21 protein-coding genes and 1 pseudogene are annotated in these 23,587 nt (G+C 43.2%); 4 read left to right on the top strand and 18 right to left on the bottom strand.

Translation table 11 applies throughout. The annotated features are described in order from the left end of the window. Positions 1 to 263: 263 nt before the first annotated feature. Both xylB and xylA read right to left on the bottom strand, forming a co-directional pair. Entirely contained in the window at positions 264 to 1,763 is a 1,500-nt protein-coding gene (gene xylB, locus HAP68_RS08520; protein WP_024085338.1) for a xylulokinase, read from the bottom strand. A gap of 134 nt (positions 1,764 to 1,897) precedes the next feature. Continuing rightward, the gene (xylA, locus tag HAP68_RS08515; RefSeq protein WP_024085337.1) at positions 1,898 to 3,235 is read right to left on the bottom strand and encodes a xylose isomerase; all 1,338 of its coding nucleotides are present in this window, start codon (positions 3,233 to 3,235) and stop codon (positions 1,898 to 1,900) included. A 262-nt stretch (positions 3,236 to 3,497) separates the two neighbouring features. On the opposite strand from xylA, the gene xylR reads away from it, so the two are divergent. Next, entirely contained in the window at positions 3,498 to 4,652 is a 1,155-nt protein-coding gene (gene xylR / locus HAP68_RS08510; protein ID WP_024085336.1) for a transcriptional repressor XylR, read from the top strand. Positions 4,653 to 4,814: 162 nt separating this feature from the next. Here the strand turns inward: xylR and xynB are convergent, their stop codons facing one another. Both xynB and HAP68_RS08500 read right to left on the bottom strand, forming a co-directional pair. After that, positions 4,815 to 6,416, bottom strand: coding sequence for a xylan 1,4-beta-xylosidase (xynB, locus tag HAP68_RS08505; RefSeq protein WP_024085335.1), 1,602 nt, complete (start codon positions 6,414 to 6,416; stop codon positions 4,815 to 4,817). Positions 6,417 to 6,457: 41 nt separating this feature from the next. Then, positions 6,458 to 7,849 carry an MFS transporter gene (locus tag HAP68_RS08500; protein ID WP_003154046.1) on the bottom strand — a complete coding sequence of 464 codons (1,392 nt, stop codon included), beginning with the start codon at positions 7,847 to 7,849 and terminating at the stop codon, positions 6,458 to 6,460. Between the two features lie 543 nt (positions 7,850 to 8,392). On the opposite strand from HAP68_RS08500, the gene HAP68_RS08495 reads away from it, so the two are divergent. Further along, positions 8,393 to 9,487, top strand: a complete 1,095-nt coding sequence (locus HAP68_RS08495; protein WP_024085334.1) for an L-dopachrome tautomerase-related protein — start codon at positions 8,393 to 8,395, stop codon at positions 9,485 to 9,487. A 216-nt stretch (positions 9,488 to 9,703) separates the two neighbouring features. Here the strand turns inward: HAP68_RS08495 and glnA are convergent, their stop codons facing one another. The 5 genes from glnA to spoVK all read right to left on the bottom strand — a co-directional run bounded on the left by glnA (position 9,704) and on the right by spoVK (position 15,252). Continuing rightward, entirely contained in the window at positions 9,704 to 11,038 is a 1,335-nt protein-coding gene (gene glnA / locus HAP68_RS08490) for a type I glutamate--ammonia ligase (protein WP_003154048.1), read from the bottom strand. A gap of 57 nt (positions 11,039 to 11,095) precedes the next feature. Beyond that, positions 11,096 to 11,500 carry a MerR family transcriptional regulator gene (locus tag HAP68_RS08485; RefSeq protein WP_007410366.1) on the bottom strand — a complete coding sequence of 135 codons (405 nt, stop codon included), beginning with the start codon at positions 11,498 to 11,500 and terminating at the stop codon, positions 11,096 to 11,098. Between the two features lie 109 nt (positions 11,501 to 11,609). Then, positions 11,610 to 12,875, bottom strand: coding sequence for a methionine gamma-lyase family protein (locus HAP68_RS08480; protein ID WP_024085333.1), 1,266 nt, complete (start codon positions 12,873 to 12,875; stop codon positions 11,610 to 11,612). 16 nt (positions 12,876 to 12,891) lie between these two features. After that, a complete protein-coding gene (hflX, locus tag HAP68_RS08475; RefSeq protein WP_003154051.1) occupies positions 12,892 to 14,154 on the bottom strand; it encodes a GTPase HflX in 1,263 nt (420 codons plus the stop codon). 129 nt (positions 14,155 to 14,283) lie between these two features. Beyond that, entirely contained in the window at positions 14,284 to 15,252 is a 969-nt protein-coding gene (gene spoVK / locus HAP68_RS08470) for a stage V sporulation protein K (RefSeq protein WP_015417523.1), read from the bottom strand. A gap of 306 nt (positions 15,253 to 15,558) precedes the next feature. Between spoVK and HAP68_RS08465 the strand changes: the two genes are divergently transcribed. Continuing rightward, complete coding sequence (locus tag HAP68_RS08465; RefSeq protein WP_015388201.1) at positions 15,559 to 16,317, top strand: N-acetylmuramoyl-L-alanine amidase; 759 nt, start codon at positions 15,559 to 15,561, stop codon at positions 16,315 to 16,317. A 50-nt stretch (positions 16,318 to 16,367) separates the two neighbouring features. On the opposite strand, the pseudogene HAP68_RS08460 reads toward HAP68_RS08465, so the two are convergent. From HAP68_RS08460 to HAP68_RS08420, 9 genes and pseudogenes are all read right to left on the bottom strand, one after another. Next, positions 16,368 to 16,988: pseudogene (locus tag HAP68_RS08460) on the bottom strand (hypothetical protein). Between the two features lie 48 nt (positions 16,989 to 17,036). After that, a complete protein-coding gene (nrdF, locus tag HAP68_RS08455) occupies positions 17,037 to 18,026 on the bottom strand; it encodes a class 1b ribonucleoside-diphosphate reductase subunit beta (RefSeq protein WP_024085331.1) in 990 nt (329 codons plus the stop codon). A gap of 17 nt (positions 18,027 to 18,043) precedes the next feature. Next, the gene (gene nrdE, locus HAP68_RS08450; protein ID WP_003154060.1) at positions 18,044 to 20,146 is read right to left on the bottom strand and encodes a class 1b ribonucleoside-diphosphate reductase subunit alpha; all 2,103 of its coding nucleotides are present in this window, start codon (positions 20,144 to 20,146) and stop codon (positions 18,044 to 18,046) included. After that, positions 20,106 to 20,498, bottom strand: coding sequence for a class Ib ribonucleoside-diphosphate reductase assembly flavoprotein NrdI (nrdI, locus tag HAP68_RS08445; RefSeq protein WP_014305044.1), 393 nt, complete (start codon positions 20,496 to 20,498; stop codon positions 20,106 to 20,108). Before nrdI ends, nrdE begins: the two co-directional genes overlap by 41 nt. Before the next feature lie 259 nt (positions 20,499 to 20,757). Continuing rightward, the gene (locus HAP68_RS08440; RefSeq protein ID WP_003154062.1) at positions 20,758 to 20,973 is read right to left on the bottom strand and encodes a hypothetical protein; all 216 of its coding nucleotides are present in this window, start codon (positions 20,971 to 20,973) and stop codon (positions 20,758 to 20,760) included. A gap of 82 nt (positions 20,974 to 21,055) precedes the next feature. After that, positions 21,056 to 21,331, bottom strand: coding sequence for a YmzC family protein (locus HAP68_RS08435; RefSeq protein ID WP_024085330.1), 276 nt, complete (start codon positions 21,329 to 21,331; stop codon positions 21,056 to 21,058). Between the two features lie 96 nt (positions 21,332 to 21,427). Next, positions 21,428 to 21,649, bottom strand: coding sequence for an RNA chaperone Hfq (hfq, locus tag HAP68_RS08430; RefSeq protein ID WP_003154064.1), 222 nt, complete (start codon positions 21,647 to 21,649; stop codon positions 21,428 to 21,430). Positions 21,650 to 21,688: 39 nt separating this feature from the next. Then, positions 21,689 to 22,633 carry a tRNA (adenosine(37)-N6)-dimethylallyltransferase MiaA gene (gene miaA / locus HAP68_RS08425; protein WP_024085329.1) on the bottom strand — a complete coding sequence of 315 codons (945 nt, stop codon included), beginning with the start codon at positions 22,631 to 22,633 and terminating at the stop codon, positions 21,689 to 21,691. 98 nt (positions 22,634 to 22,731) lie between these two features. Beyond that, on the bottom strand, positions 22,732 to 23,136 hold the full coding sequence (locus HAP68_RS08420; protein WP_003154067.1) for a YmaF family protein: 405 nt from the start codon (positions 23,134 to 23,136) through the stop codon (positions 22,732 to 22,734). A gap of 101 nt (positions 23,137 to 23,237) precedes the next feature. On the opposite strand from HAP68_RS08420, the gene HAP68_RS08415 reads away from it, so the two are divergent. Further along, a complete protein-coding gene (locus tag HAP68_RS08415) occupies positions 23,238 to 23,531 on the top strand; it encodes a hypothetical protein (RefSeq protein WP_003154069.1) in 294 nt (97 codons plus the stop codon). Positions 23,532 to 23,587: the final 56 nt, after the last annotated feature.

Below are 23,587 nucleotides of genomic sequence, written 5' to 3'. Positions count from 1 at the left end.
CGTCATATGAGTTTAGACTGATGCAGTCACAACTTACAAGAATGCTTATCTGTTTCCTTCAATAGTTAACACATTTGAAGTTATATTAGCGCTGCCGCTGCTTTGATATCCCTAAACTGTAATCGCTTAATGTTTTGCACGGGAGAAAGAATTGCATTCCATGATTTATTAATGCCGGCTTTCTCATTTGTTAACAGATTTATAAAACCAAGGCCATTGATAATGAGTGGCCGTTTATTGTTCTTCCTTTGACCTCCTGAAAATTAGGTTTGTCTAAAGCTCTTTAAAGCTGTATTGAGATCTTTTGTGTGAACGTAAATGTTTTTATACAACTCGAATAGTGTTTTATATTTTTGAACATTTTGTTCTTTTGGATAAAATGCAGCTGCTTCATGAATGAACTGCTCTGCACATTCTTCAAGAGAGTCAAACCACCCGCTTCCGAAGGCAGCTAACATCGCAGCCCCCATGGCGGGACCTTGTTCATTCTCTAACTTAACCACCCTCGTATTGAAAATATCAGCCTGCATTTGAAGCCACGTTTCATTTTTAGCTCCCCCGCCAATAGAGACAACCGTATCAACTGATTTTCCCGCTTCGTGGAATAGCTCAATTGATTCATATAAAGAGAATGTGATGCCTTCCATTATCGCCCTCAAAAAGTGCTCTCTTTTATGGGCTCCGTCTATTCCGATCAAGCTTCCCCGAATAGATGAATCAGCATGCGGCGTTCTTTCACCGACCAAGTAAGGAGTGTACAGCAGTCCATTTGCTCCTATCGGAACAGATTCCACCCCCCGCAATAATTGTTCAAACGATTCGTTCGGCGCAAACGTTCTTTTAAACCAGTCCAAGCTGTACCCTGCAGCGAGCGTGACCCCCATCGTATAAAAAGAATCCTTTTTTCCATGATTAAAAAAGTGCACTTTCCCTTTAAAATCTCTTTCTTTGTCTTCTTCACAGGAAAGTATGACTCCTGACGTCCCAATGCTGCATAACGTTTTTCCGGAAGAAAGAATACCGGCTCCGACAGCACCGCAAGCATTATCTGCTCCCCCGGCGTACACTTTTGTTTTTTCGAGCAGCCCTGTCTTCGCTGCAACGCTCGGAAGCAGCGATCCTACACAGTCATGGGATTCCACAAGCGGAGGACAAATTTCTGCTGAAATACCAAATTGATTGCAAATCTCATCGCTCCACTCTTTGCGGGTCATATGTAAAAGTAACGTTCCCGCCGCATCGGAGTATTCGGTGTGAATGGCGCCAGTCATGCGGAATCTCACATAGTCTTTCGGAAGCAGAAAAACAGCGGTTTTGTTAAAAAGTTCAGGCTCATGTTCCTTCACCCATAACATTTTAGGTAATGTAAACCCTTCAAGGACACGATTTTTTGTGATATCAAGCAGATGATTGCCAAATGTCTCGGTTATCCTGCTGCATTGAGGCGTCGTTCTGGTATCATTCCAAAGAATCGCATGACGCAGCACCCGCCGATCTTGGTCAAGCAGTACTAATCCATGCATTTGTCCTGAATAGCTAATCCCGTCAATATCCCCGGCTTGAACGTTGGATATCGAAATCAATTCAGCCAACGCTTCAATTGTTTGCTGCACCCAGTCTTCAGGATTTTGCTCACTATATCCCGCCTTCTCTTGGATGAGCGGGTAACTTTTGGACGTTTCTGCACAAACCTTGCCGTTTTGATTGACTAAAATGGTTTTAACAGCACTCGTTCCAAGGTCTATTCCAATGACATACTTCATTTTTTCACTCCTTCCTCTCTAGATAGATTTCCGTTGAAATGACCCGCCATAACAGTAACTTCATGACGGGCAATTCCGGGAACTTGGCTGCCTGCATCTTTTATGCGGGATCTGGAGCTTCTTTTTTCATTTGGTTATACCTGTAAAATGTATTGGTTTAATATCGCTTTTAGCCGTTCCTGTCTCCCTGATTCGTTTTTAATTGGCTGATTGTTCAGCGCATATTGCTCAAGTGTCTTAAAATCAGCTCTTCCTTCTGCAATTTCAAGACCAATCCCTTCAGTAAAGCTGCGGTAACGGTGTTGAATCACATCTTCAAACACACGATCTTCGATTAATTTGTGGGCGGCTTTCAACCCTCTTGCAAATGTATCCATCCCTGCAACATGGGCATATAGTAAATCATCAGGCTCAAAAGAAGATCTCCTGACCTTTGCGTCAAAGTTTAATCCCCCGCTTCCAAGACCGCCATTTTGCAGGATTTCGTACATTGCTAATGTCGCAGAATATAAATCTGTCGGAAATTCATCTGTGTCCCATCCTAAAAGCGGATCACCCTGATTCGCGTCAACAGAGCCGAGAAGGCCATGCACTCTCGCCATGCGTAATTCATGTTCGAATGTATGCCCGGCTAATGTGGCATGATTGGCTTCGAGATTTAATTTAAAATGATTGTCTAAGCCGTATTGCTTTAAAAAGGCAATGGTTGTTGCTGCGTCCGTATCATATTGATGGGTGGTCGGCTCTTTTGGTTTTGGTTCAATCAAAAACTGCCCTGTATACCCGATTTCCTTCGCATAATCCACTGCCATATGCATAAATCTGGCCATATTATCAAGCTCAAATTTTAAATCGGTATTTAACAAAGTTTCGTACCCTTCACGTCCGCCCCAAAATACATAGTTCTCGGCGCCAAGCTCTTTTGCTGTTTCTAATCCTTTTTTTACTTGGGCTGCGGCATACGCAAATACATCTGCATTACAAGAAGTCGCCGCACCATGCACAAAACGGGGATTCGTGAACATATTTGCAGTATTCCATAATAGCTTAACGCCGCTGGTTCTCATGTAGTCTTTTATCATGTCCACGATTATATCCAGATTTTGATTTGTCTCTTTTAACGTACTTCCTTCCGGTGCGATATCCCGGTCATGGAAAGCAAAAAATGGCGCATCCAGTTTTTCAAACAGCTCAAACGCTGCTTCTACCCTCGCTCTCGCCAGATCCATGCCTTTATAGTGATCCCACGGTCTCTGCATCGTAGCTGCGCCAAACATGTCTGTGCCGTCAGCGGTAAATGTATGCCAATAGGCAATAGAAAATCGCAGATGCTCTTTCATCGTTTTTCCGCCAATTACTTCTTGAGAATTATAGTATTTAAATGCTAAAGGATTCGTGGATTCTTTCCCTTCGTAAATCACTTTGTTTACGCTTTCAAAATAGTTGACTGAACCGGAATGAGAGTGAGCCATGTGTGATTTCCCCCTTAAAAATAAATTCTAAACTTGATGATTCGAATACAGATGATTTTATGTCATGTTATATATTAGTTTGTTGCCTAAACAAACTAACTTATTTTCATCTTATATAACCTCATCAGTATTTTCAATATTTTTTTTAGTTTTTTACGAACACATTAGATATAATAAAGGTTGGATTCGCTATGTAGCGTTTCGCACGATAAACACAGAACGTTCAACTTAATTTAAAGATTATACAAACGGAGTGGATGAAGTGGATATCGCTGATCAAGCCTTTGTCAAAAAAGTTAACCAAAAGTTATTACTAAACGAAATACTTAAGAATGCTCCTATTTCAAGAGCAAAATTATCTGAAATGACCGGATTAAATAAATCGACTGTTTCATCACAGGTAAACACATTAATGAAAGAAAATCTTGTATTTGAAATCGGTCAGGGACAATCAAGCGGCGGCAGAAGACCTGTCATGCTTGTTTTTAATAGAAAAGCAGGATACTCCGTAGGAATAGATGTAGGTGTGGATTATATTAACGGCATTTTAACCGACCTTGAAGGGACAATTGTTCTTGATCAACACCACCATTTGGAATGCAGCTCTTCTGAAATAACGAAAGATATTTTAATTGAGATGATTCTTCACTTTATTGCAAATATGCCGCAATCTCCGTACGGGCTTATTGGTATAGGCATATGCGTTCCCGGGTTAATTGATAAAAATCAAAAAATTGTTTTCGCTCCGAACTCCAACTGGAGAGATATTGACTTAAAATCTTTCATCCAAGAGAAGTTCAATGTGCCTGTTTTTATTGAAAATGAGGCAAATGCCGGCGCATATGGAGAAAAAGTATTCGGCGCTGCAAAAAATCACGATAACATGATTTATGCAAGTATCGGTACAGGGATAGGAATCGGCGTTATTATAAACAATGATTTATACAGAGGGGTTGGCGGATTCTCTGGAGAAATGGGACATATGACAATAGACTTTAATGGTCCGAAATGCAGTTGCGGAAACCGAGGCTGCTGGGAATTGTATGCTTCCGAAAAGGCTTTATTAACATCTCTTCAGACGATAGAGAAAAAAGTGTCCACTCAAGATATCATAGACCTCGCCCATCTGAATGATATTGAAACTTTACATGCGTTACAGAATTTTGGATTCTATTTAGGGATAGGCCTGACCAATATTTTAAATACATTCAATCCGCAAGCCATCATTTTAAGAAACAGCATCATCGAATCGCATCCTATGGTTTTACATTCAATTAAAAGCGAAGTATCGTCCAGGGTTTATTCCCACCTAGACAATAGCTATGAATTATTACCATCTATCCTAGGAAAAAACGCACCGGCATTGGGAATGTCCTCTATTGTGATTGATCATTTTCTCGACATGGTTCATAACTGAAATGTACAAACTTCTATGTTTTACGCTCATCTTTAAAGATGGGTTTTTTGTTTTGTTATTTTCATCCTGAATGGGAGCATTTCTGACGTGTTTTTCCACACGGGCATTTTCTAATATGAAAAAGGAGTTCCAAAATAGAAAGCTCCTTTTTCATGCGGACATTCATTTTTCTTTATAACGAAAATATCTGAAGTCGGCCGGAATATGATTTCCGCTCGTATCTTGGCATTGCATCCCTACAAAAGCTCCTGTAAAGAATCCCCCGCCGCGGATGTAATCATCTGATAATTTTTTCGATTCCAATGCAATATCGATTTTGTACCAATCTTCTTTGTTAAATGAATAGAAATAATAATATTTTTCGTTTTCAATATTCACTTTTAAATAGACGTACTTGACTTCACGAGGAATCACAATTTTATTTTTTAACGGTTGTGAAAAAGAAAAGTTATCACATATCGTTAATTCAAGAATACGGCCAAGTTCTTCATCATGCGTGACTTGAAGAGCCGTCCAGTTCTCTGTATTGTAATAGTTCACCAAACCAGCGGCTTGCTGAAAATTTTCCGGATAAAACGCAACAGCCGTTTCCGCTTCAAAATGGAGACTTTGCCAGCGTCTGGCTACAAATGCCTGAGTAAATGTCGAAGTTAAGGATTCATGGCCGTATAATCGTAAATGATTTGGCACTTGAGTTAATGAACCTAATTTCTCCGTAAAAGGGATTCTTAACGTTTGAAAATTAATATTTAATGTTGCATCCTCAAATTCATCAACTTCCGGATACGTGTCTTCAAATATGGTTTCAGGTATAGAAGGCGCATCCACCTCCAAGCTCCCTTCTTTTCCGCCTTCTACATAAGGCCAGCCATCTTTCCAATAGAGCTTTTGAATAGCTGTTTCTCTGCCCAAAGGACAATATCCTCTCTGCTGAAAAATTGAATCATCGTCCGGATGAATGGGACGTCCCGTTAAATGGGCTAAATACCACTCACCTGTATGTGTTTGTACAATGGATGCATGCCCGCATTTTTGCAATGGGTTTCCCGGATCATGCCATGACGTTAAGATTGGATTATCGGGATGAACTTCATATGGACCCTCGATATTTGCAGAACGGGCAATTGTAGCAGCGTGTTCGAACCGCGTTCCTCCTTCTGCGGTTAATAAATAATAATAGTTCCCGATGTGATAAAGGTGCGGCGCTTCCGTCAGCTTTCTTTCAGTTCCTTTAAATATCACTTTCGGTTTACCGATCAGTTTTTGCTCCTTATCAGAATATTCCTGCATGACAATGCCTCCAAAGGAGTGCCGATCAATACGCTGATCCCATAACATATTTAATAAATATTTTTTTCCATCCGTATCATGGAACAAAGAAGCATCAAATCCCGAGCTGTTTAATGTGATCGGCTCCCCCCAATCACCATCAATCGTGTCACAAGTCACTAAATAATTGTGGCAATCTTTCCAAGCGCCATCTACGACCTTAACATCCGTATAGATCAGCCAAAACTTTCCGTCGCTGTAACTTAAACATGGCGCCCAGACTCCGCCTGAATTAGGATTTCCTTTCATGTCTAATTGCGAAACTCTCTGTAATGGATGTGCAACTAAGTGCCAATTGACTAAATCTTTTGAATGGTGTATCTGGACTCCCGGAAACCACTCAAATGTAGATACAGCGATATAATAATCCTCTCCCACCCTGCAAATACTCGGATCGGGGTTGAATCCTTTAAGTACTGGATTGATAATCTTCATGCAGAACGCCTCCTCAGCTATTTTCTGTTGACTATCATGTTTTAAGCTTTGAAATCGTCAATATGATCCAAATAAACTTTGTCTCTATTCTCTAATTCTCGAACCATGTTTTTATATTTTTTCTCATCTAAGTTATAGAAATTAATATCAATCATGGCCAGAACCAGTAAGAACACGGGAATAATGGTTGCTGTAATTAAAATTCCCGTCAATGCCTCCGGCGTTTGCGCCTGATTTGCCACATATCCAAACTGATCTAGAACCAAACCCGGTACAACCCCTCCCAAGGCCATGCCGAATTTAAAGAAAAATCCGATAATAGCGTATATGAGACCGCCCATTCTTTTCCCGGTCTTATACTCTCCATATTCGATTGTTTCAGGAATAAGCGCCCACATATATCCCCCGGCAGTGAGACTTCCTGCAGCGGCCAGCAATCGAAAGGAAAGTATCAGGAATACATTACTTGGCGGAACAAACAGTAAAGCTAAGAGGCCGATCATATTCAGTAATAATGCATAGTTTAGTAATTTCTTCTTCCCTAATAATTGATGAAGCTTTGGAATAAACGGTAAAATGACCAAAGCAGGCAAACTTCCCAACAAACCGTACCACTTCACTAAATCCGCTCTTTCTAAATTATACGTTACGTAATAGATGCCAACCGAATTACTGATTGAATTCACTCCAAAAATAATAATAAAGAAAATACTTAATACAACTAGAGGCCGATTAACACGAAATTGCTCAAATATATCCGATAATTTAATTTTTTCTTCAGATTTTTGAAGCGTGACACGCTCTTTTGTGCTTTTAAAACAAAAGATTAAAAGGCACCCGCCTATAACTCCCATAATACCCATGGTTAGCTGCCAGCCAAGAGATTCGCTGCCGGAAGTATCGCTTAAATAAGCAGCCAGCAAGGGAACAAAAAATGCAACGACAAGTCCCCCAAGATTCGCAAATAACATACGGACAGACGTTATACTAACAACTTCTTGATTATTTCGGGTCATTGCAGAGGTTAACGCGCCATATGGCACGTTTATCATGGTGTATGTAAGCGATAAACCGACATAGGTGATATAGGCATATATTAATTTCCCCATATCCGAAAAATCCGGGGTTGTAAAACAGAGTATTGCCAGTATGACAAATGGAAAAGCTCCGAATAAAAGATACGGTCTGAAGCGTCCAAACCTGCTATTTGTTCTGTCTACTATCGTTCCAATAAAAGGATCAGCGAGAGCGTCGATGATTCTAACCACTAAAAACATCGTACCGGCTGTTGCTGCCGGTAAACCAAATATATCTGTATAGAAGAACAAAAGATAAGTAGACACTGTTGCATAAATTAAATTACATGCAAAATCTCCAGACGCATATCCAACTTTTTCAACCATGCTGATCTTCTTTACATTTTCACTGAGCATGATTTCCTCCCCTTTTCGATCCTTTACATAAGGAACATGATGAATGGTATAACATTTCTTCAATTTTATCGGCCAGTGAGGTCTTTATAAAAGCGCTTTCAAAAAAATGATAGCGGTTTACTTTCACAGAGCATTTTCATCATAGTGAACAGGATAAAAGCTTGGCTTTCGTTTTATATATACCTCCAATTAAATTGAGCCTCTTATCCCCCTCCCATTTAAGATTTTACATGATGGACAATTAAAGCGGTTTATTAGTTTGTTGATCGAACAAACTAACTTGGTTTCATATTATAAAATCTTTTCTGCTTTTTCAACTCTTTTTTCAGAAAATTTAAAACCGATCAAAGGACATACCATGTTGTAATTGCCGGCTCCTTCGACAGACGTTAAGTAAAAACCCTATGTGTCACCTGACTGATTTATTAAATGATAAGCACTTCCATCATCTTTTGTTTAGAAAAACTTATTAAGAAACATGCACTTGAAAAAATGCGAATCATATATAAGTGATATCCCGTTTAATTGGTTGAGGAGGATATGATGAAACCTATGCTGCCTTTTGAAAAATATTTTGGTGATTTAGAACTGGTTTATGCATTTTATGGAGCTATGCCTACCGGTGTTACTGTCTCAGAAACCGGACGTATATTCATTTGTTTTCCGAAATGGGGAGACGATGTTAAATTTACGGTAGCGGAAATAATTGGGGATAAATTGCAGCCTTATCCTGATTTACAAACCAATTTGGTTAACTTTGAGAATATCAAAATGACTTTCATCAGTGTCCAAAGTGTAGTTGCTGATGGAAGAGGAACGCTTTGGATACTAGATACAGCGGCGCCCAATTTTTCTGAACCAATTAAAGGCGGGGCAAAATTAGTCGCTGTTGATTTAAAAACCAATACAATCAGAAGAGTGTATACCTTTACAGAAGATGTTGTCCTTCCAACAACCTACCTGAATGATGTCCGATTTGATTTTCGTGTCGGAACTGCAGGTTATGCCTATATAACGGATTCTTCTTCCAAAGGACCAGGAGCTATTATCGTCGTTAATTTAGAAACCGGAAACGCATTTAGACGGTTAAATGGAGCAAATCCAACTTCACCGGATTCCTCTTTTATACCAAAAGTAGAAGGTAAAATTTTGATGAATCGTAACAAGGATGGTTCAACTTCCCCATTTAGGCTGGCATCCGACGGTATTGCGATCTCTCCCGACGGAAAGGTATTATTTTTTTGTCCCCTGACCAGCCGCCATTTGTTCTCTATCTCAACAGAAGCCCTGAGAGATAGAAATATATCGGACATGGATTTACTTTATCATGCGGCGTATTGGGGAGAAAAAGGCGCGTCTGATGGAATGATTACAGATGCAAAAGGAGCCGTTTATGCCGGAGATTACGAGAACAATAGTATTCGAAAGATGCTGCCGAATGGCACAATGGAAACCATCGCACATGATCCGAGAATTTTATGGCCGGATACTTTTTCGATTGGTCCGGATGGATACTTATACGTCATCGTGAACCAATTACATCGGCAGGCTAGATTTCATTATGGAGAAGACTTACGACAGAAACCTTATAGTTTACTTCGTATCAAAATTGATGAATTTCCTGCTCCTGCTTTTTGAAAATAAAAATGGCCGGTTCAATTTTAGAGCATAATTGGCTTCATTTAGCCTTCATCCTAAACCGAATAAGGGATTACAATAAATACGTGTCCTCAATTATGGAGTTAGATTCATAACTTCATTTTTTTTGGTCAAGGACCAAAATATCGACCTCTTAACCTTTTGACCAAAACTTAAAAAATCCCCTGACACCAATAGTGCCAAGGGATTGAGAGATTAATACTGAGACATGTATTGTTCGCGCTCCCACGGATGAACCTGTGTGCGGAACATATCCCATTCGATTTCTTTTGCTTCAATGAAGTGTTCGAACAGGTGCTCGCCGAGCGCTGCAACCATGACTTCGTTTGATTTGAATTCGTCGAGAGCTTCCGCCAGTGTCGCCGGAAGATCTACGATGCCGTTTTCCATGCGCTCTTCTTTGCTCATGACGTAGATGTTGCGGTCAATCGGAGCCGGTGCTTCAAGTTTGTTTTTGATTCCGTCAAGGCCTGCTGCAAGCAATACGCTTAACGCCAAGTACGGGTTTGCCGCCGGGTCTACGCTGCGGACTTCAACACGCGTGCTGATGCCGCGGGAAGCCGGGATACGGATCAGCGGGCTTCTGTTTTGCGCGCTCCATGCCACGTAGCAAGGTGCTTCATAGCCCGGAACAAGGCGTTTGTAAGAGTTCACTGTCGGGTTTGTGACAGCCGTAAAGCTTGTCGCGTGTTTTACGATACCGGCAATGAAATGTTTTGCTGTTTCACTCAGCTGAAGATCAGCGTCTTTATCAAAGAATGCGTTAACGTTATCTTTAAAGAGTGATAGGTTGCAGTGCATACCGGAACCGTTTACGCCGAACAGCGGTTTTGGCATGAATGTCGCATGCAGACCGTGTTTGCGGGCGATCGTTTTGACAACCAGTTTGAAAGTTTGGATGTCGTCACAAGAACGGATGGCACCGGCATATTTAAAATCGATTTCGTGCTGACCCGGAGCAACTTCATGGTGAGATGCTTCGATTTCAAAGCCCATTTCTTCAAGCTCAAGCACGATATCGCGGCGGCAGTTTTCTCCCAAGTCAGTCGGAGCCAGATCGAAGTATCCGCCTTTATCGTTCAATTCAAGCGTCGGTTCGCCTTTTTCATCTAATTTAAACAGGAAGAATTCAGGCTCAGGTCCAAGATTGAAATCGCTGAAACCGAGTTCTTTCATTTCTTTCAGAATCCGTTTGAGGTTGTTACGCGGGTCACCTTCGAACGGCGTGCCGTCCGGATTGTAAATGTCACAGATGAAGCGTGCTACTTTACCTTTTTCAGCCGTCCATGGGAAGATTACAAATGTGTTCAGATCAGGATATAAGTACATATCAGACTCTTCGATACGGACGAAACCTTCGATGGAAGAACCGTCGAACATGCATTTATTATCAAGTGCTTTTTCAAGCTGGCTCACAGGAATTTCCACGTTTTTAATCGTTCCGAGAATGTCTGTGAATTGAAGGCGGATATACTTTACGTTTTCCTCGTTTACTAATTTTACGATGTCTTCTCTTGTGTACTTTGCCATTTCGTAAAACTCCTCCTCTAAAAGGTAAATGTATATAGCAAAACAGTTGCTAACGGATTAATGAAAGAATCGGGACATGTCACCTTGGCGGAAAGTATTTCCCCGCTGGAAACGGCCTGCCTGCATCAGTTCGTTTTTCAGAAGCTTTCTGAGTTCGTCATCAGACAGATTGTGCTTCATCGGTTTGGCGGTTTTTTCGGATTTTTCTTCCGGTTCGGCAGATGCCTTATCCAGAATTTGTTTGATCCCCGCCATATTGACGCCTTGTTCAATCAGATTTTTGATTTCTAACAGTTTATCTACATCATGGAATGAAAATAATCGTCTATTTCCTTCGCTTCTCGCTGGAAATATCAATCCATTTTCCTCATAATATCGAATTTGCCGGGCAGAAAGTTCTGTTAACTGCATGACAATCCCAATTGGAAATAAAGGCATTGAGCGGCGAATGTTATCACTCATCTCAATTTCCTCCTTTTCTTATCTTAGTCTCATTATAGGTGATGTTATATTTTGTGTCAACACAATGTAAGGAATCTTAACATCAAATTCTTTGAAAATTGCAAACGCCCTAAATCAGCTCTTTTTCCATTAAAGCATTTACGGCGCTGCAAATCGCATTTTTCACGTGCGCGTAGGTTAGTCCTCCTTGGACATACGCGACATAAGGCGGTCTGATAGGTCCATCTGCTGATAATTCAATGCTTGCTCCCTGTACGAAAGTGCCCGCTGCCATAATGACATCGTCTTCATATCCCGGCATATAGCTCGGATAAGGCTTCACATGCGCATTAATCGGTGATGCATATTGTATCGCCTGGCAAAAAGCGATCATCTTATCAGGGTCCTGAAACTCAACTGATTGAATCAGATCCGTTCTCGGCGCATTCCATGCAGGGTTTGACGTAAAGCCGAGCTTTTCAAGAAAACGGGCGGTAAATACCGCTCCCTTCAAGCTTTGCGCCACTACATGCGGAGCGAGAAAGAAACCTTGATACATTTCCTGCAGTGAATAAAGCGAAGCACCGGCCTCACTTCCGATTCCCGGGGAGGTCATCCGGTAAGAGCAGGCCTCAATCCACTTGGCTTTCCCTACAAGATAGCCGCCCGTTTTAGCAAGGCCGCCGCCCGGGTTTTTAATCAGGGAGCCGGCCATAAGATCCGCTCCGACGTGGCAGGGTTCCCGCTCTTCTGCAAATTCTCCGTAGCAATTGTCCACAAAAACAATGACATCCTCTTTGATTTCCTTTACGAAACGAATCATCTCTTCAATTTCATTTATTCTGAAAGACGGACGATTCGCATATCCTTTTGAACGCTGGATGCCGATCACTTTTGTATTCGGCCGGATTGCAGCCCGGACTGCTTCAAAGTCCACTCTGCCTTCTGATGTTAAATCGACTGCATTGTATCCGATTTGAAATTCCTTAAGCGAGCCTGAATACTCCCCGCCTCTTACTCCGACGATTTCCTCGAGTGTATCGTAAGGCTTGCCTGTGATATAAAGCAATTCGTCCCCGGGTCTCAGCACGCCGAAGAGCGCGATTGAAATCGCATGCGTACCGGAAATGATTTGCGGCCGCACAAGTCCCTCCTCTCCTCCGAACACATCAGCATAGATCTTCTCCAGTGTATCCCGTCCGATATCATCATAACCGTATCCGGTTGAAGGCGTAAAATGCGTATCGCTTACTTTATGTTTTCTGTAGCTTTGCAGGACTCTCCATTCATTCCGTTCACTGATTTCTTCTATTCTTTTATGAACGGCGGAGATTTCCGCTTCTGTTTCTTCGGCGGTTTTTTGTAAAAGAGCGCCGTGGGTCAGTGTGTCAAACATGTTGTGTATACCTTCCTTACATGAATTTCTTCAATTCTCCGAGTATGCTTTGTTCTTCCTGTACATAACCTGAGACTTCGTAGCGTTCATTTTCTTCATTAAAATAAAGGCTGTCGATCATGGTCTCTGATTTGATGCGTGACATCAATTTGCCTTCGGCGGCAGGCACATGAACTTCATACGGCATCATCAGCTCTCGGCGCAAATAAGCTTCGATTTCCGCTTTTAGTTTTGCTTCATCCCCGGCGATTCTGGCGCTGATCATGATGTGGCCTTCTCCCGCTGTCGGGATGAAGTCAGGAAGTGTCTCGTCACGTTTGTTATAAGCGGTCAGCACCGGAATATCATCTGCCTCAAGCTCTTTTAACAGACCGAGGACAGTCTGTTCATGCCCGGCATAATCTTCATTGGATGAATCAATGACATGAATGATCAAGTCTGCTTCCTTCACTTCCTCAAGCGTTGAACGGAAAGCGGCAATCAGCGTCGTCGGCAGATCCTGAATGAAACCGACCGTATCAGACAAAAGGACGCTGTAGCCGCTTGGGAGCGCCATCTTTCTCGTCATCGGATCAAGTGTTGCAAACAGCAGATCTTCTTCATAGCTGTCTGAGCTTGTTAATTGATTGAACCACGTTGATTTTCCTGCATTGGTATAACCGACGAGTGCAGCCTGAAGCACGCCGTTCTTTTTACGTCTCTCCCGATAACGGCTTCTGTGGCGGATAACCGTTGACAGCTGCACGTTAATTTCGTGTATGCGGTTTCTAATGTGGCGCCGGTCTGTTTCAAGCTTTGTCTCACCGGGCCCTCTCGTCCCGATTCCGCCGCCTTGTCTTGAGAGATTGATTCCTTGTCCGCTCAGACGCGGCAGCGCGTATTGAAGCTGGGCCAATTCGATCTGAAGCTTTCCTTCTCTCGTCTTCGCCCTTTTTGCGAATATATCCAAAATAAGCTGCGTGCGGTCGATGATCTTCGCTTCAATTGCAGTGGCGAGTGATTTAAGCTGGCTCGGTGACAGTTCATCATTAAAAATAACCAGATCCGCTTCAAGCTCTTCACACAGCGCCTTCAGCTCGTCTACTTTCCCCTTGCCTATGTATGTAGCGGCATCCGCTCTGTTCCGTTTTTGCGTAATCCGGGTCAGCACCGTTCCGTCAGCCGTTTTTGTCAATGAAGCAAGCTCTTCCATGGAATGTTCAAAGTGCTCATCTGTCATGTGCGGAAGCTGGCAGCCGACCAAAATGACCGTTTCTTTTTTTCCTTCCTGTTCGTTCAAATGGATGTTCCTTTCTGTGTCGTATTGGGCAGTAGTACTATCATACCAAACCCGCAGGGCGTATACCACACATCCGGCGGGTTTTAAAGAGAGAAATAAAAAAGAGACCCCTCAAACCGGCTGAGAGGTCTATTCGTGAGCTGCCGCCTCATCTTTTATAAGTAAATCCTGGCTCTTGATCGTCATTAAATCGTTTTTCAAGTATTGGTCTCCCATTAAAAGTCTCATGGCCTGAGCGCGGATCGATTTTTCAATCACGTTTCTGACAAAGCGCCCGTTGCTGAATTTAATGGGGCTTGTCGTGCTTTTCACTGTCATTAAGTAATCTTTTAACTTCCACTCGGCTTCCTGGCTTAATTGATACTCCCGCTCTGCTATCATGCGCTTTGCGATGTCCATCAGCTGAGTGACAGAGTAATCCGGAAAATCGATGCTGATAGGGAAACGCGATTGCAGACCGGGATTTAATGACAGGAAATGTGTCATTTCTCTTGAGTACCCTGCCAGGATCAGAATGAATTCATGCTGTTTGTCTTCCATATGTTTGACAAGCGTATCAATCGCCTCTTTACCGAAATCCTTTTCTCCGCCTCTTGCAAGTGAGTATGCTTCATCAATGAATAAAATGCCCCCAAGCGATTTTTTAATCAGATCTCTCGTTTTTTGCGCCGTGTGTCCGATGTATTCACCGACGAGATCGGCACGTTCCGCTTCGATCAGATGTCCTTTGGAAAGAACGTTCATCTCGAAGAAAAGCTTGCCGATCAGTCTCGCGACGGTGGTTTTCCCGGTGCCGGGGTTCCCTTTGAACATCATATGAAGAGCTTGTTTTCCGACTTTCAACCCTTGTTCGGCCCGTTTTTGGTTGACGAATATCCATGCGTAAATTTCTTTAATGTTGCGTTTCATTTCTTCCATACCCACTAATGTGTTCATTTCTTTTTCAATTTCTTTCAGAATGCTGTGCTTGGCTTCATTTTTTTGCAGGGCGGCCTGATATTCCGCCTCAGCTTCTGCATTTGTCAGCACTTGCTTTTGGCCATTAAGAATGATGTTAATTTGTCCGTTATTTTTATAGGTTACAGCGCGCTCCAACATGCTCACCTCTCTGTTCTCTCTTTATCTTACTCATGATGAAGCGGTTCTGTGACATCCGCCTATCATCATGAGGCCCGTTTTCCTCTTTATCTGTCACTTTTTCCGTTCTCTTCGGGAATGATGTTGAATCCTGCGCTTTCCCGAGAAATATTTTTCATTTCTTATTGTATTCAGCAAAAACGGGAGGACAAACCATTTATTTTTATTTTCCGGGAAATGTTGGGTGTATTTCTCATTTTTTTCATGAATGACAGCCGTACAAGCACCTTTTGAATATCATCATATGCTGTAATGAGGTGATGGAGAATGGTTAAAATTTTTATAGACCCCGGGCATGGTGGAACTGATTCAGGTGCAACCGGAAACGGACTTCAGGAAAAAGCGGTCACGCTGGAGATCGCGCTGGCTTTGCGCACGATTCTGACGAATGAGTATGAAGGAGTTTCTGTCACGATGAGCAGGACAAGCGATAAGACGGTCAGCCTGACGGAAAGAACGGATGCCGCCAACAGCTGGGGCGCAGATTATTTTTTATCCATTCATATTAACTCAGGAGGCGGAACCGGATTCGAAAGCTATATTTACCCCGGTGTCGGAGCGCCGACCTCGACTTACCAATCAGCCGTCCACACGCAAGTAATTCAAGCATCGGGTTTTAATGACCGCGGAAAAAAAACAGCCAACTTCCATGTGCTGCGGGAGACAAGTATGCCGGCGATTTTGACGGAGAATGGTTTTGTTGATACGTCAGCTGATGCAAACAAACTGAAAACAGCCAGTTTTATTGAAAGCCTTGCAAGAGGACATGCCAAGGGCTTGGAGCAAGCTTTCGGTCTAAAAAAAAAGGCTGACTTATATAAAGTGCAAATCGGCGCATTCAAAGTGAAAGCAAATGCTGATGCGCTTGCCGCCGATGCGGTGTCTAAAGGTTTTGACGCGATTGTGCTTCCAAAAGGCGGCTTATTCAAAGTGCAGATCGGCGCATTCTCTTCCAGAGATTATGCTGAAGCGTTGGCAGCGCGGGCCGAAAAAGCCGGATTTGATGCCTTCATTGTGCAAGACTAAATGGAAAAAACCCCTGCTCTCCCTTTTTTGGGACGAACGGGGGTTTTTTGTTATTGAAGTATATCGGCGACAAACCGAGACCAAGCTTCAAGACGCTGATACACATTTTCCTCTTTCAGTTCGCTCAGTTTCATCCAGCGCCCGGCGATTTGATCTTTTTCTTTCACTTCGACTTATGCTGCAGGCGCTAACTGGAGCGCAGAAAGGATGCCGATATGCACCTTCCCTACATCGTTTTCATCATCATTGATCAGGCCGAGTGTGACAATATTTTGTTTGTCCTCCTCGCGAATGTACAGTTCTTCCGCCAGCTCCCGGTCGGTGTTCTGTTTCAGCACTTCCGAAAATGAAGCCGCCCCTTCCATAGGGTTCATGTGTCCGCCGAAGCCGAGAGAAAGCTTATTATGGAGGCGCGATTCCCCTCCGCCCGCGAGCCGTTCATACACAAATACCTCATCATCGCGGCGGATGACGACATACGGAATCGGCTGTTTAAATCGCGGGTCCTCTTCCGCGTCGCCTCTTCTGATTTCAAAAAAATGCGCCTCAATTTGAGCCATAATTTTTATGATACGTTCATCCTCGCTGTTGACTCCCTGAAATGTCAGCATTTCGTTTTGAAAGACGTCACTCCGCGGTGCAGCCAAGATGATTTCATCCATTTTATTCATGCCCGTTCCTCCTGTCTTACCTCTCCACTCAAGCCAAAAGAGCAGATATTATATCTGCTCTTCATCTTGGCCAAAATAAAAATCTTCGTCCTTAATCGGTTCTACCGTCGCCTTTTTGTAGCCGTTCCCTTTCATGGAGAAGAAATCATGTGATTTTGTTTTGGTGTTTAATCCGTTTAATACAATCGGATTAATATCTTCTTCTTCAAAGTAAGGATCGAACCCTAAGTTCATCAAAGCTTTATTGGCGTTATAGCGGATGAATTTCTTTACGTCATGAGACAGCCCGACTTGGTCGTAGAGATCCTCTGTATATTCAAGCTCATTGTGATAAAGCTCTTCTAAAAGCTCAACCGCAAATTCGCGAAGTTCCGCTTTTTTCGCTTCTGTTTGTTTATTGTATATTTCCTGGGCCAGCAGTCCGACATATACACCGTGGATCGCTTCATCACGAAGAATCAGGTTGATGATCTCACCGCTTTGCATCAGTTTTCCCTGTCCGTAGAAATATAACGGATAATAGAAACCGCTGTAGAAAAGGAAGCTTTCCAGATAGACAGAAGCAACCATCGCTTTGAACAGTGAAATTTCATCATCTTTTTGAATGGCTTTGTAAAGCCCGACAATCATTTGCGCTTTTTTCTGCAGATATTTATTCTGCTTTACCCATTCAAATACTTCGTTGATCGTTTCAGTCGGAGCAAGCGTCATAAAAATATTTGAATATGATTTTGCGTGCACCGCGTTTTCCATCATCGCCATGAAATTAAGAACCGCTTTTCGCTGATGGCCTTCAACGTGCTCGGCCACAATCGGCATGCCTGTGTTCCCCTGCTCTGTATCAAGCAGTGTCAGGCCGGCGAGCACCTTCATGTACGTATCCTGCTCATTTTTACCCAAATACTTCCAAGTAAGAAGATCGCCGTTTAATGCGATCTCTTCCGGAAGCCAAAACTGCTTTACGTTTTGGTTGTAGAACATTTGGGTGAAATCATCTTCATGCTTTGACCAGTTTGCTGCGTCATAAATTTTTGTCACTGTTAACTCTCCTTTAATCAAACGACACAAGAAAGACAGCTGTCCTGCCCGGTATCTTTCGTTCTTGCATAGTAAATGGTTTTGATGCCTCTATGGTGGGCATACAGATCAATACGGTTCAGATCACGAGTTGTCATCGTATCTTTCAAAAACAGGGTAAAGCTGATTCCCTGATCGATATGCTGCTGGATTGTCGCGATCATATCCACCACTTTGAACATGTCCATATCATAAGCTTCTTTGTAGAAGAACCAGTTATTAGACGCTAACCCCGGCATCGGGTAATACGTTTTTGAATTTCCGTATGTTCTTTCTTCGATCCGTTCCATGATCGGCATAACGGACGCCGTGCTGGATTGGACGTAGGAAATGGAGCCTGTCGGCGCGATGCACAGTCTGTAACTGTGGTACATGCCGTTTTCGGCGACAAACGCCTTCAGCTCTTTCCAGTCTTCAATTGTCGGGATGTGCATGCCTTCAAAGAGCGCAGCGATTTTTTCGTATGCCGGTGAGAACTCTTTTTCGATGTATTTATTGAAATATTCTCCCGTTGCATAAGTGGAGCCTTCGTAATGCTCAAACGTTTCGCCTTTTTCTTTCGCAAGCTCAGCTGAACGCTGGATGGAATAAAAGTTCACCATCATAAAGAACGTATTCGCAAAATCTCTTGCTTCCGGGCTTTCATAAGCGATGCCGTTTTGGGCCAGGTAGCCGTGAAGGTTCATGGCGCCTAAACCGATCGACTTCATCGCTTTGTTCGCGCGTCTGACTGCCGGCGCGTTGCGGATATCCGTCGTCTCAGATACATGAGTCAGGGAATCCGTCGCGAGTTTCACCGTGCGCTCAATCGATTTATGTTTCATGACATTCAAAATATTTAATGAACCAAGGTTGCAGGAAATGTCCAGGCCGATTTCGTCTTCCTCGTCATAATCTGTGTAAGCCGAAACCTGTGACGCCTGAAGCACTTCAGAGCAAAGGTTCGAGAATTTCACTTTTGATACGTGGTTATTCGCATGCTCTTTGTTTACGTTGTCCTGGAACATAATGTACGGATAACCTGACTCAGAACGGAGAACGGCAAGCTTTTCAAGCAATTTGCGCGCATTCACTTTTTCTTTTTTGACACGCGGGTTGTCGACAAGCTCCTCATACATCGCCGTCATGTCCATCTCATCCATATGCTGGCCGTATTCTTTATAAATCGTGTGCGGATAGAATACATAAGCCGCTTTGTCCTCACGTGCAAGCTCAACGAACTTATCCGGAATGACGACACCGATAGAAAGCGTTTTGACGCGCACATCTTCATCCGCAGAAATCTTTTTCGTATCAAGAAAGTCATTGATATCGCGGTGGAAAATGTTTAAGTACGCCGCGCCAGAGCCTTGTCTTTGGCCCATTTGGTCAGCGTAACGGAACGCGTTATCAAGAAGCTTCATGACGCCTACAACACCTTTTGTGGCGTTTTCAACATCTTTAATCGCTTCACCTTTCGCGCGGAGCTTGGACAGGTTAAGAGAAACACCGCCGCCCAGTTTAGAAAGCTGCATGGAAATATCGATCGCCCGTGAAATATCGTTTAAGGAATCATTGACTTCGAGCAAGAAACAGCTCACCAGTTCTCCGCGGCGTTTTCTGCCGGCATTCAAAAATGTCGGTGTGCTCGGCTGATATTCCTGATTGATCATCAGATTCACATATTCTTTTGCTTTCTCAGTGTCGCCGTTTGCGAAGAACAGCGCAACAATTGAGATCCGGTCCTCATAACGCTCGAGGATTTTTTTCTTGTCATTCGTTTTCAAAGCATAGTCATTATAGAATTTAAACGCACTCATGAAGGAAGGAAAACGAAACTTCTTAGCGTAAGCTGTCTTAAACACTTCTTTAATGTCTTCAAAAGAATAAAGGCTTAAGAATTCCTCTTCGTAGTATTGGTTTTCAATCAAATAATCCAGCTTCTCTTTTAAATCGTGAAAGAAAACTGTGTTTTGATTGATATAGTCTACAAAATAGCTATGTACAGCCTCTTTATCTTTATCAAACTGGAATTTTCCATCTTGTTGGATCATGATTTCGTTATTTAACTGGATCCATTTTGGCACTTGATTTTGTGACAACTCTTTCTACCTCCTGAGTAAACAATTCAACGTCTTTAGATGTGCCGCTGAGTTCAAATTTGTGCAAGATCGGCACCTGATATTGTCTAGAGATGGTATCGGCGCTTTTTGCAAAGTTATCGCCCCATACTTTGTTGCCGCTCGCAGCGACTCCTAATAAGAGATGGGCGTATTTTTCGAGAAATGATTGTGTTGATGCCGGTACCTGACCGAAGTTTGTCGTGTAGGTGACCAAAACAAACGGAGTGTCCACGTGGTCCATTTCGTCCACCTTGCGGATCAGCTGAAAGTCTGTTTTATTCACAAAACGCTGAACATTCCCTGTCTTTGAATCAAATATGATTTGAACCATCCTTATCACGACCTATCAAAAATAATGAATCTCTTAACACTATATATAGTATACTAACCTCTCAGAAAAACACAACATATTGAGATCGATTTATAAAAAATTCATATTTTTGAAAGAGCGGACTTTGGCTCCGGCCCGATTAACGCCCAAAAAAGAGAGCAGAACGAGAATCATCTCTCATCCTACTCAAGGTGTCATGTGTAAGCCGATGTCTATCATAACATGAAAAAAAACTGCTTAGTAGTCTAGACTTTTATTCTTATTTTTTGTAAGAATCACATTTTTTTTCGCTTTCAACGGTTTCTTCAATCTCTACATCAGCACCGATTTCTTTCAGTACGGCTTTCAGAGCGCTTGTGATGGAAGCCTCCCTGATCAGTTCTTTGCCGTCAACGATGATGCTGGTTCCATATTCATAGCAGGAATCATCTTCACAAGTTTCTTCCCAATGGTTGATTATCACCTTGTGTTTCAATCGTCTCACCCTCTGCATGATCAATGTCAGTACTTAGTGTAGCTTGTGCGGCCCGCTTTGTAAATTCGAACGCTTGTGAAATTTATTCAAGCTCATCCAGCGCCGTTTCTTTTTTCAGTTCGATTTTATTCGTTTTTTCATCATAGCGGTATATTTTTAAGTAACCGCCCTCGACAATGCCGAAACGATTATGTTCCAGCTGCACCATGCCTTCTGTCTGCGATTCGGCATCCGCCAAGCCGCCGTCATCATCCGTCACCACCGTCTCGTGATTGCTGCAAGCTCCAAACAGCAAAAAAACAGCGATCCAAACGAGCGTAATCCTGATTCTTCTCAGTTCATTTTCACTTTCGAACACGATTTTCCGAACCCCCTTTTATCTTTCCGATGTACGGCCTGCAATATACAGACGCGCATAGAAAAAGACCATTGTTCATGGTCTTTGTCAAAAAGTCTATTCAAGCTCAAGCTGGACGTTTTTTTGCGGGGCGAACGTGGAGATGGCATGTTTATAAATAAGCTGCTGCTTCCCCTCCGTTTCGAGCAAAACGGTAAAGTTGTCAAAGCCTTTTACCTGGCCGCGAAGCTGAAAGCCGTTGAGTAAAAACACCGTGACGAACGTATTGTCTTTTCGGATTTGATTCAAAAACTGATCTTGGATATTAATCGGTTTCATGTTTCGTCCTCCTTGGTTCTCAATACAATACTGTTTCGATTAAATTTCCAGTTTTCCTGCTATGCACTCGAAAATTTCCTTTTTTTTCTGCTCAATATCAACAGGCGGCGTCATATCTGTCCATGAAACGGGCATTTTATTGCGAAACCAGGTCAGCTGGCGTTTCGCATATCGCCTTGAATTTTGTTTTAATTGCTCCACGGCTTGAGGAAGCGGCACTTTTCCATCAAGATATTCATACAGCTCTTTATAGCCGATTGCCTGAATCGATTGGCTGTCCCGGATATTCATATCATACAGCCCCTTTACTTCGTCAAGAAGGCCGGTTTCCAGCATCAGGTCAACGCGCTCGTTAATCCGGCCGTACAGTACTTCTCTGTCCATTGTAAGACCGATAAGAACCGCATTGTAAAGCAGCTCCCGTTTTTGGGTTTTAAGATGCTCTGACATTGTTTTTCCCGATACATGCAGGATTTCGAGCGCGCGGATGACTCTTCGCGTATTGTTTTGATGAATGGCTGCCGCCGCTTCCGGGTCGGCTGCCGCAAGCTTGGCATGAAGCGCTTCCGCCCCTTCTTCAGCCGCCAGTTTCTCCATTCGCTCCCGGAATACAGGGTCGCCGGAGTTGTCCGTGAACGTATAGTCATACAGCACGGACTGAATGTACAGACCCGTCCCCCCGACAATCATCGGCAGCTTTCCTCTACCGGCAATCTCGGTGATTTTTCCCCTCACCATTTTCTGATAATCCGCCGTTGAAAAAGTGTCGGACGGCTCCAAAATATCAATCAGGTGATGCGGCACGCCTTCTGTCTCTTCTTCGGTGACTTTGGCCGTTCCGATGTCCATCCCTTTATATACCTGCATGGAATCTCCGCTGATGATTTCCGCATTCAGCATTTTCGCGAGTCCGATGCTTAGTTTTGTTTTTCCGACTGCCGTCGGTCCGACGAGTATGACGACAGGCTGTTTTTTATTTTTCAATATGTATCACTCTCTTTTATAAATCTCCCCCTAATTATAGCATTCATTTCTTCAGGCACCTATCCATTTTGCCCTTTTTCCTGAGCGCTAAACGTCCGCTACCACCCGATCGGCTCGTTTCCGACAACCTCTCTCGTTTTTCCTTTGAGCGTATGGCGGTGCGTTTTCCGTCCTTCCTCCCGCGGATCGTAAACGACGCCGCCATGCTGGATCCGAATCGGCTCATTGTAGGCGGCAAAGGTGGTCTCTGAAAGCTCATGGTAATGTGTTCCGTCAACCCTCGGGATGGCAGGGCCTGAAATGCCGTAATACCTATGAAAATGGCCGTTTTCAAACGAGGTGATGCCCGTATAGAAATGTGTATGCTCATCTGTATTGCTGCCGTTCTCCGGCTGCGAAAAGCCTTCGATCATATGGTAGTGCCCCTGCACTACATCCGTAACAGCCCGGTATGCGTGTGTGTGCGGAGGTTTTTTTGACCAATCGGACTGATACAGGCCCACAAAAGCTCACTCCTTTATTTTTTTGATAAATGCCCAATCAAAAATTGGTGGGCTGAATACTCTGTTATCATCTCAAATTTATTCTTGGAGGTACCTAAATTATGAATGAAGAATACACATATGCAGCAGATAGTGATATGAGACCGTTTGGACGGCCCGGATTTGGGTTTGGACGGCCGGGCTTCGGCTTCGGGCGGCCCGGATTCGGCTTCGGCTTCGGGCGGCCGGGTTTTGGATTTGGCCGGCCTTGGTTTGGTTATGGATTCGGACGGCCGTTTGGTTTTTACGGCGGACCGTTCTTCGGAGGGCTTGTCGGGGGGCTTGTCGGAAGCGCTTTATTCAATCCGTACCTGTACGGAGGTTACGGCTACCCTTACTATCCGTATTACTACTAAGACAATCAAAAAGGGCTCCTTTCAGGGGCCTTTTTATATAGGCCTAATGTCTTGAC

Source organism: Bacillus sp. Bvel1 (assembly GCF_014872755.1).
Taxonomy (GTDB): domain Bacteria; phylum Bacillota; class Bacilli; order Bacillales; family Bacillaceae; genus Bacillus; species Bacillus velezensis.
This window is presented reverse-complemented; position numbering and strand designations above follow the sequence as displayed.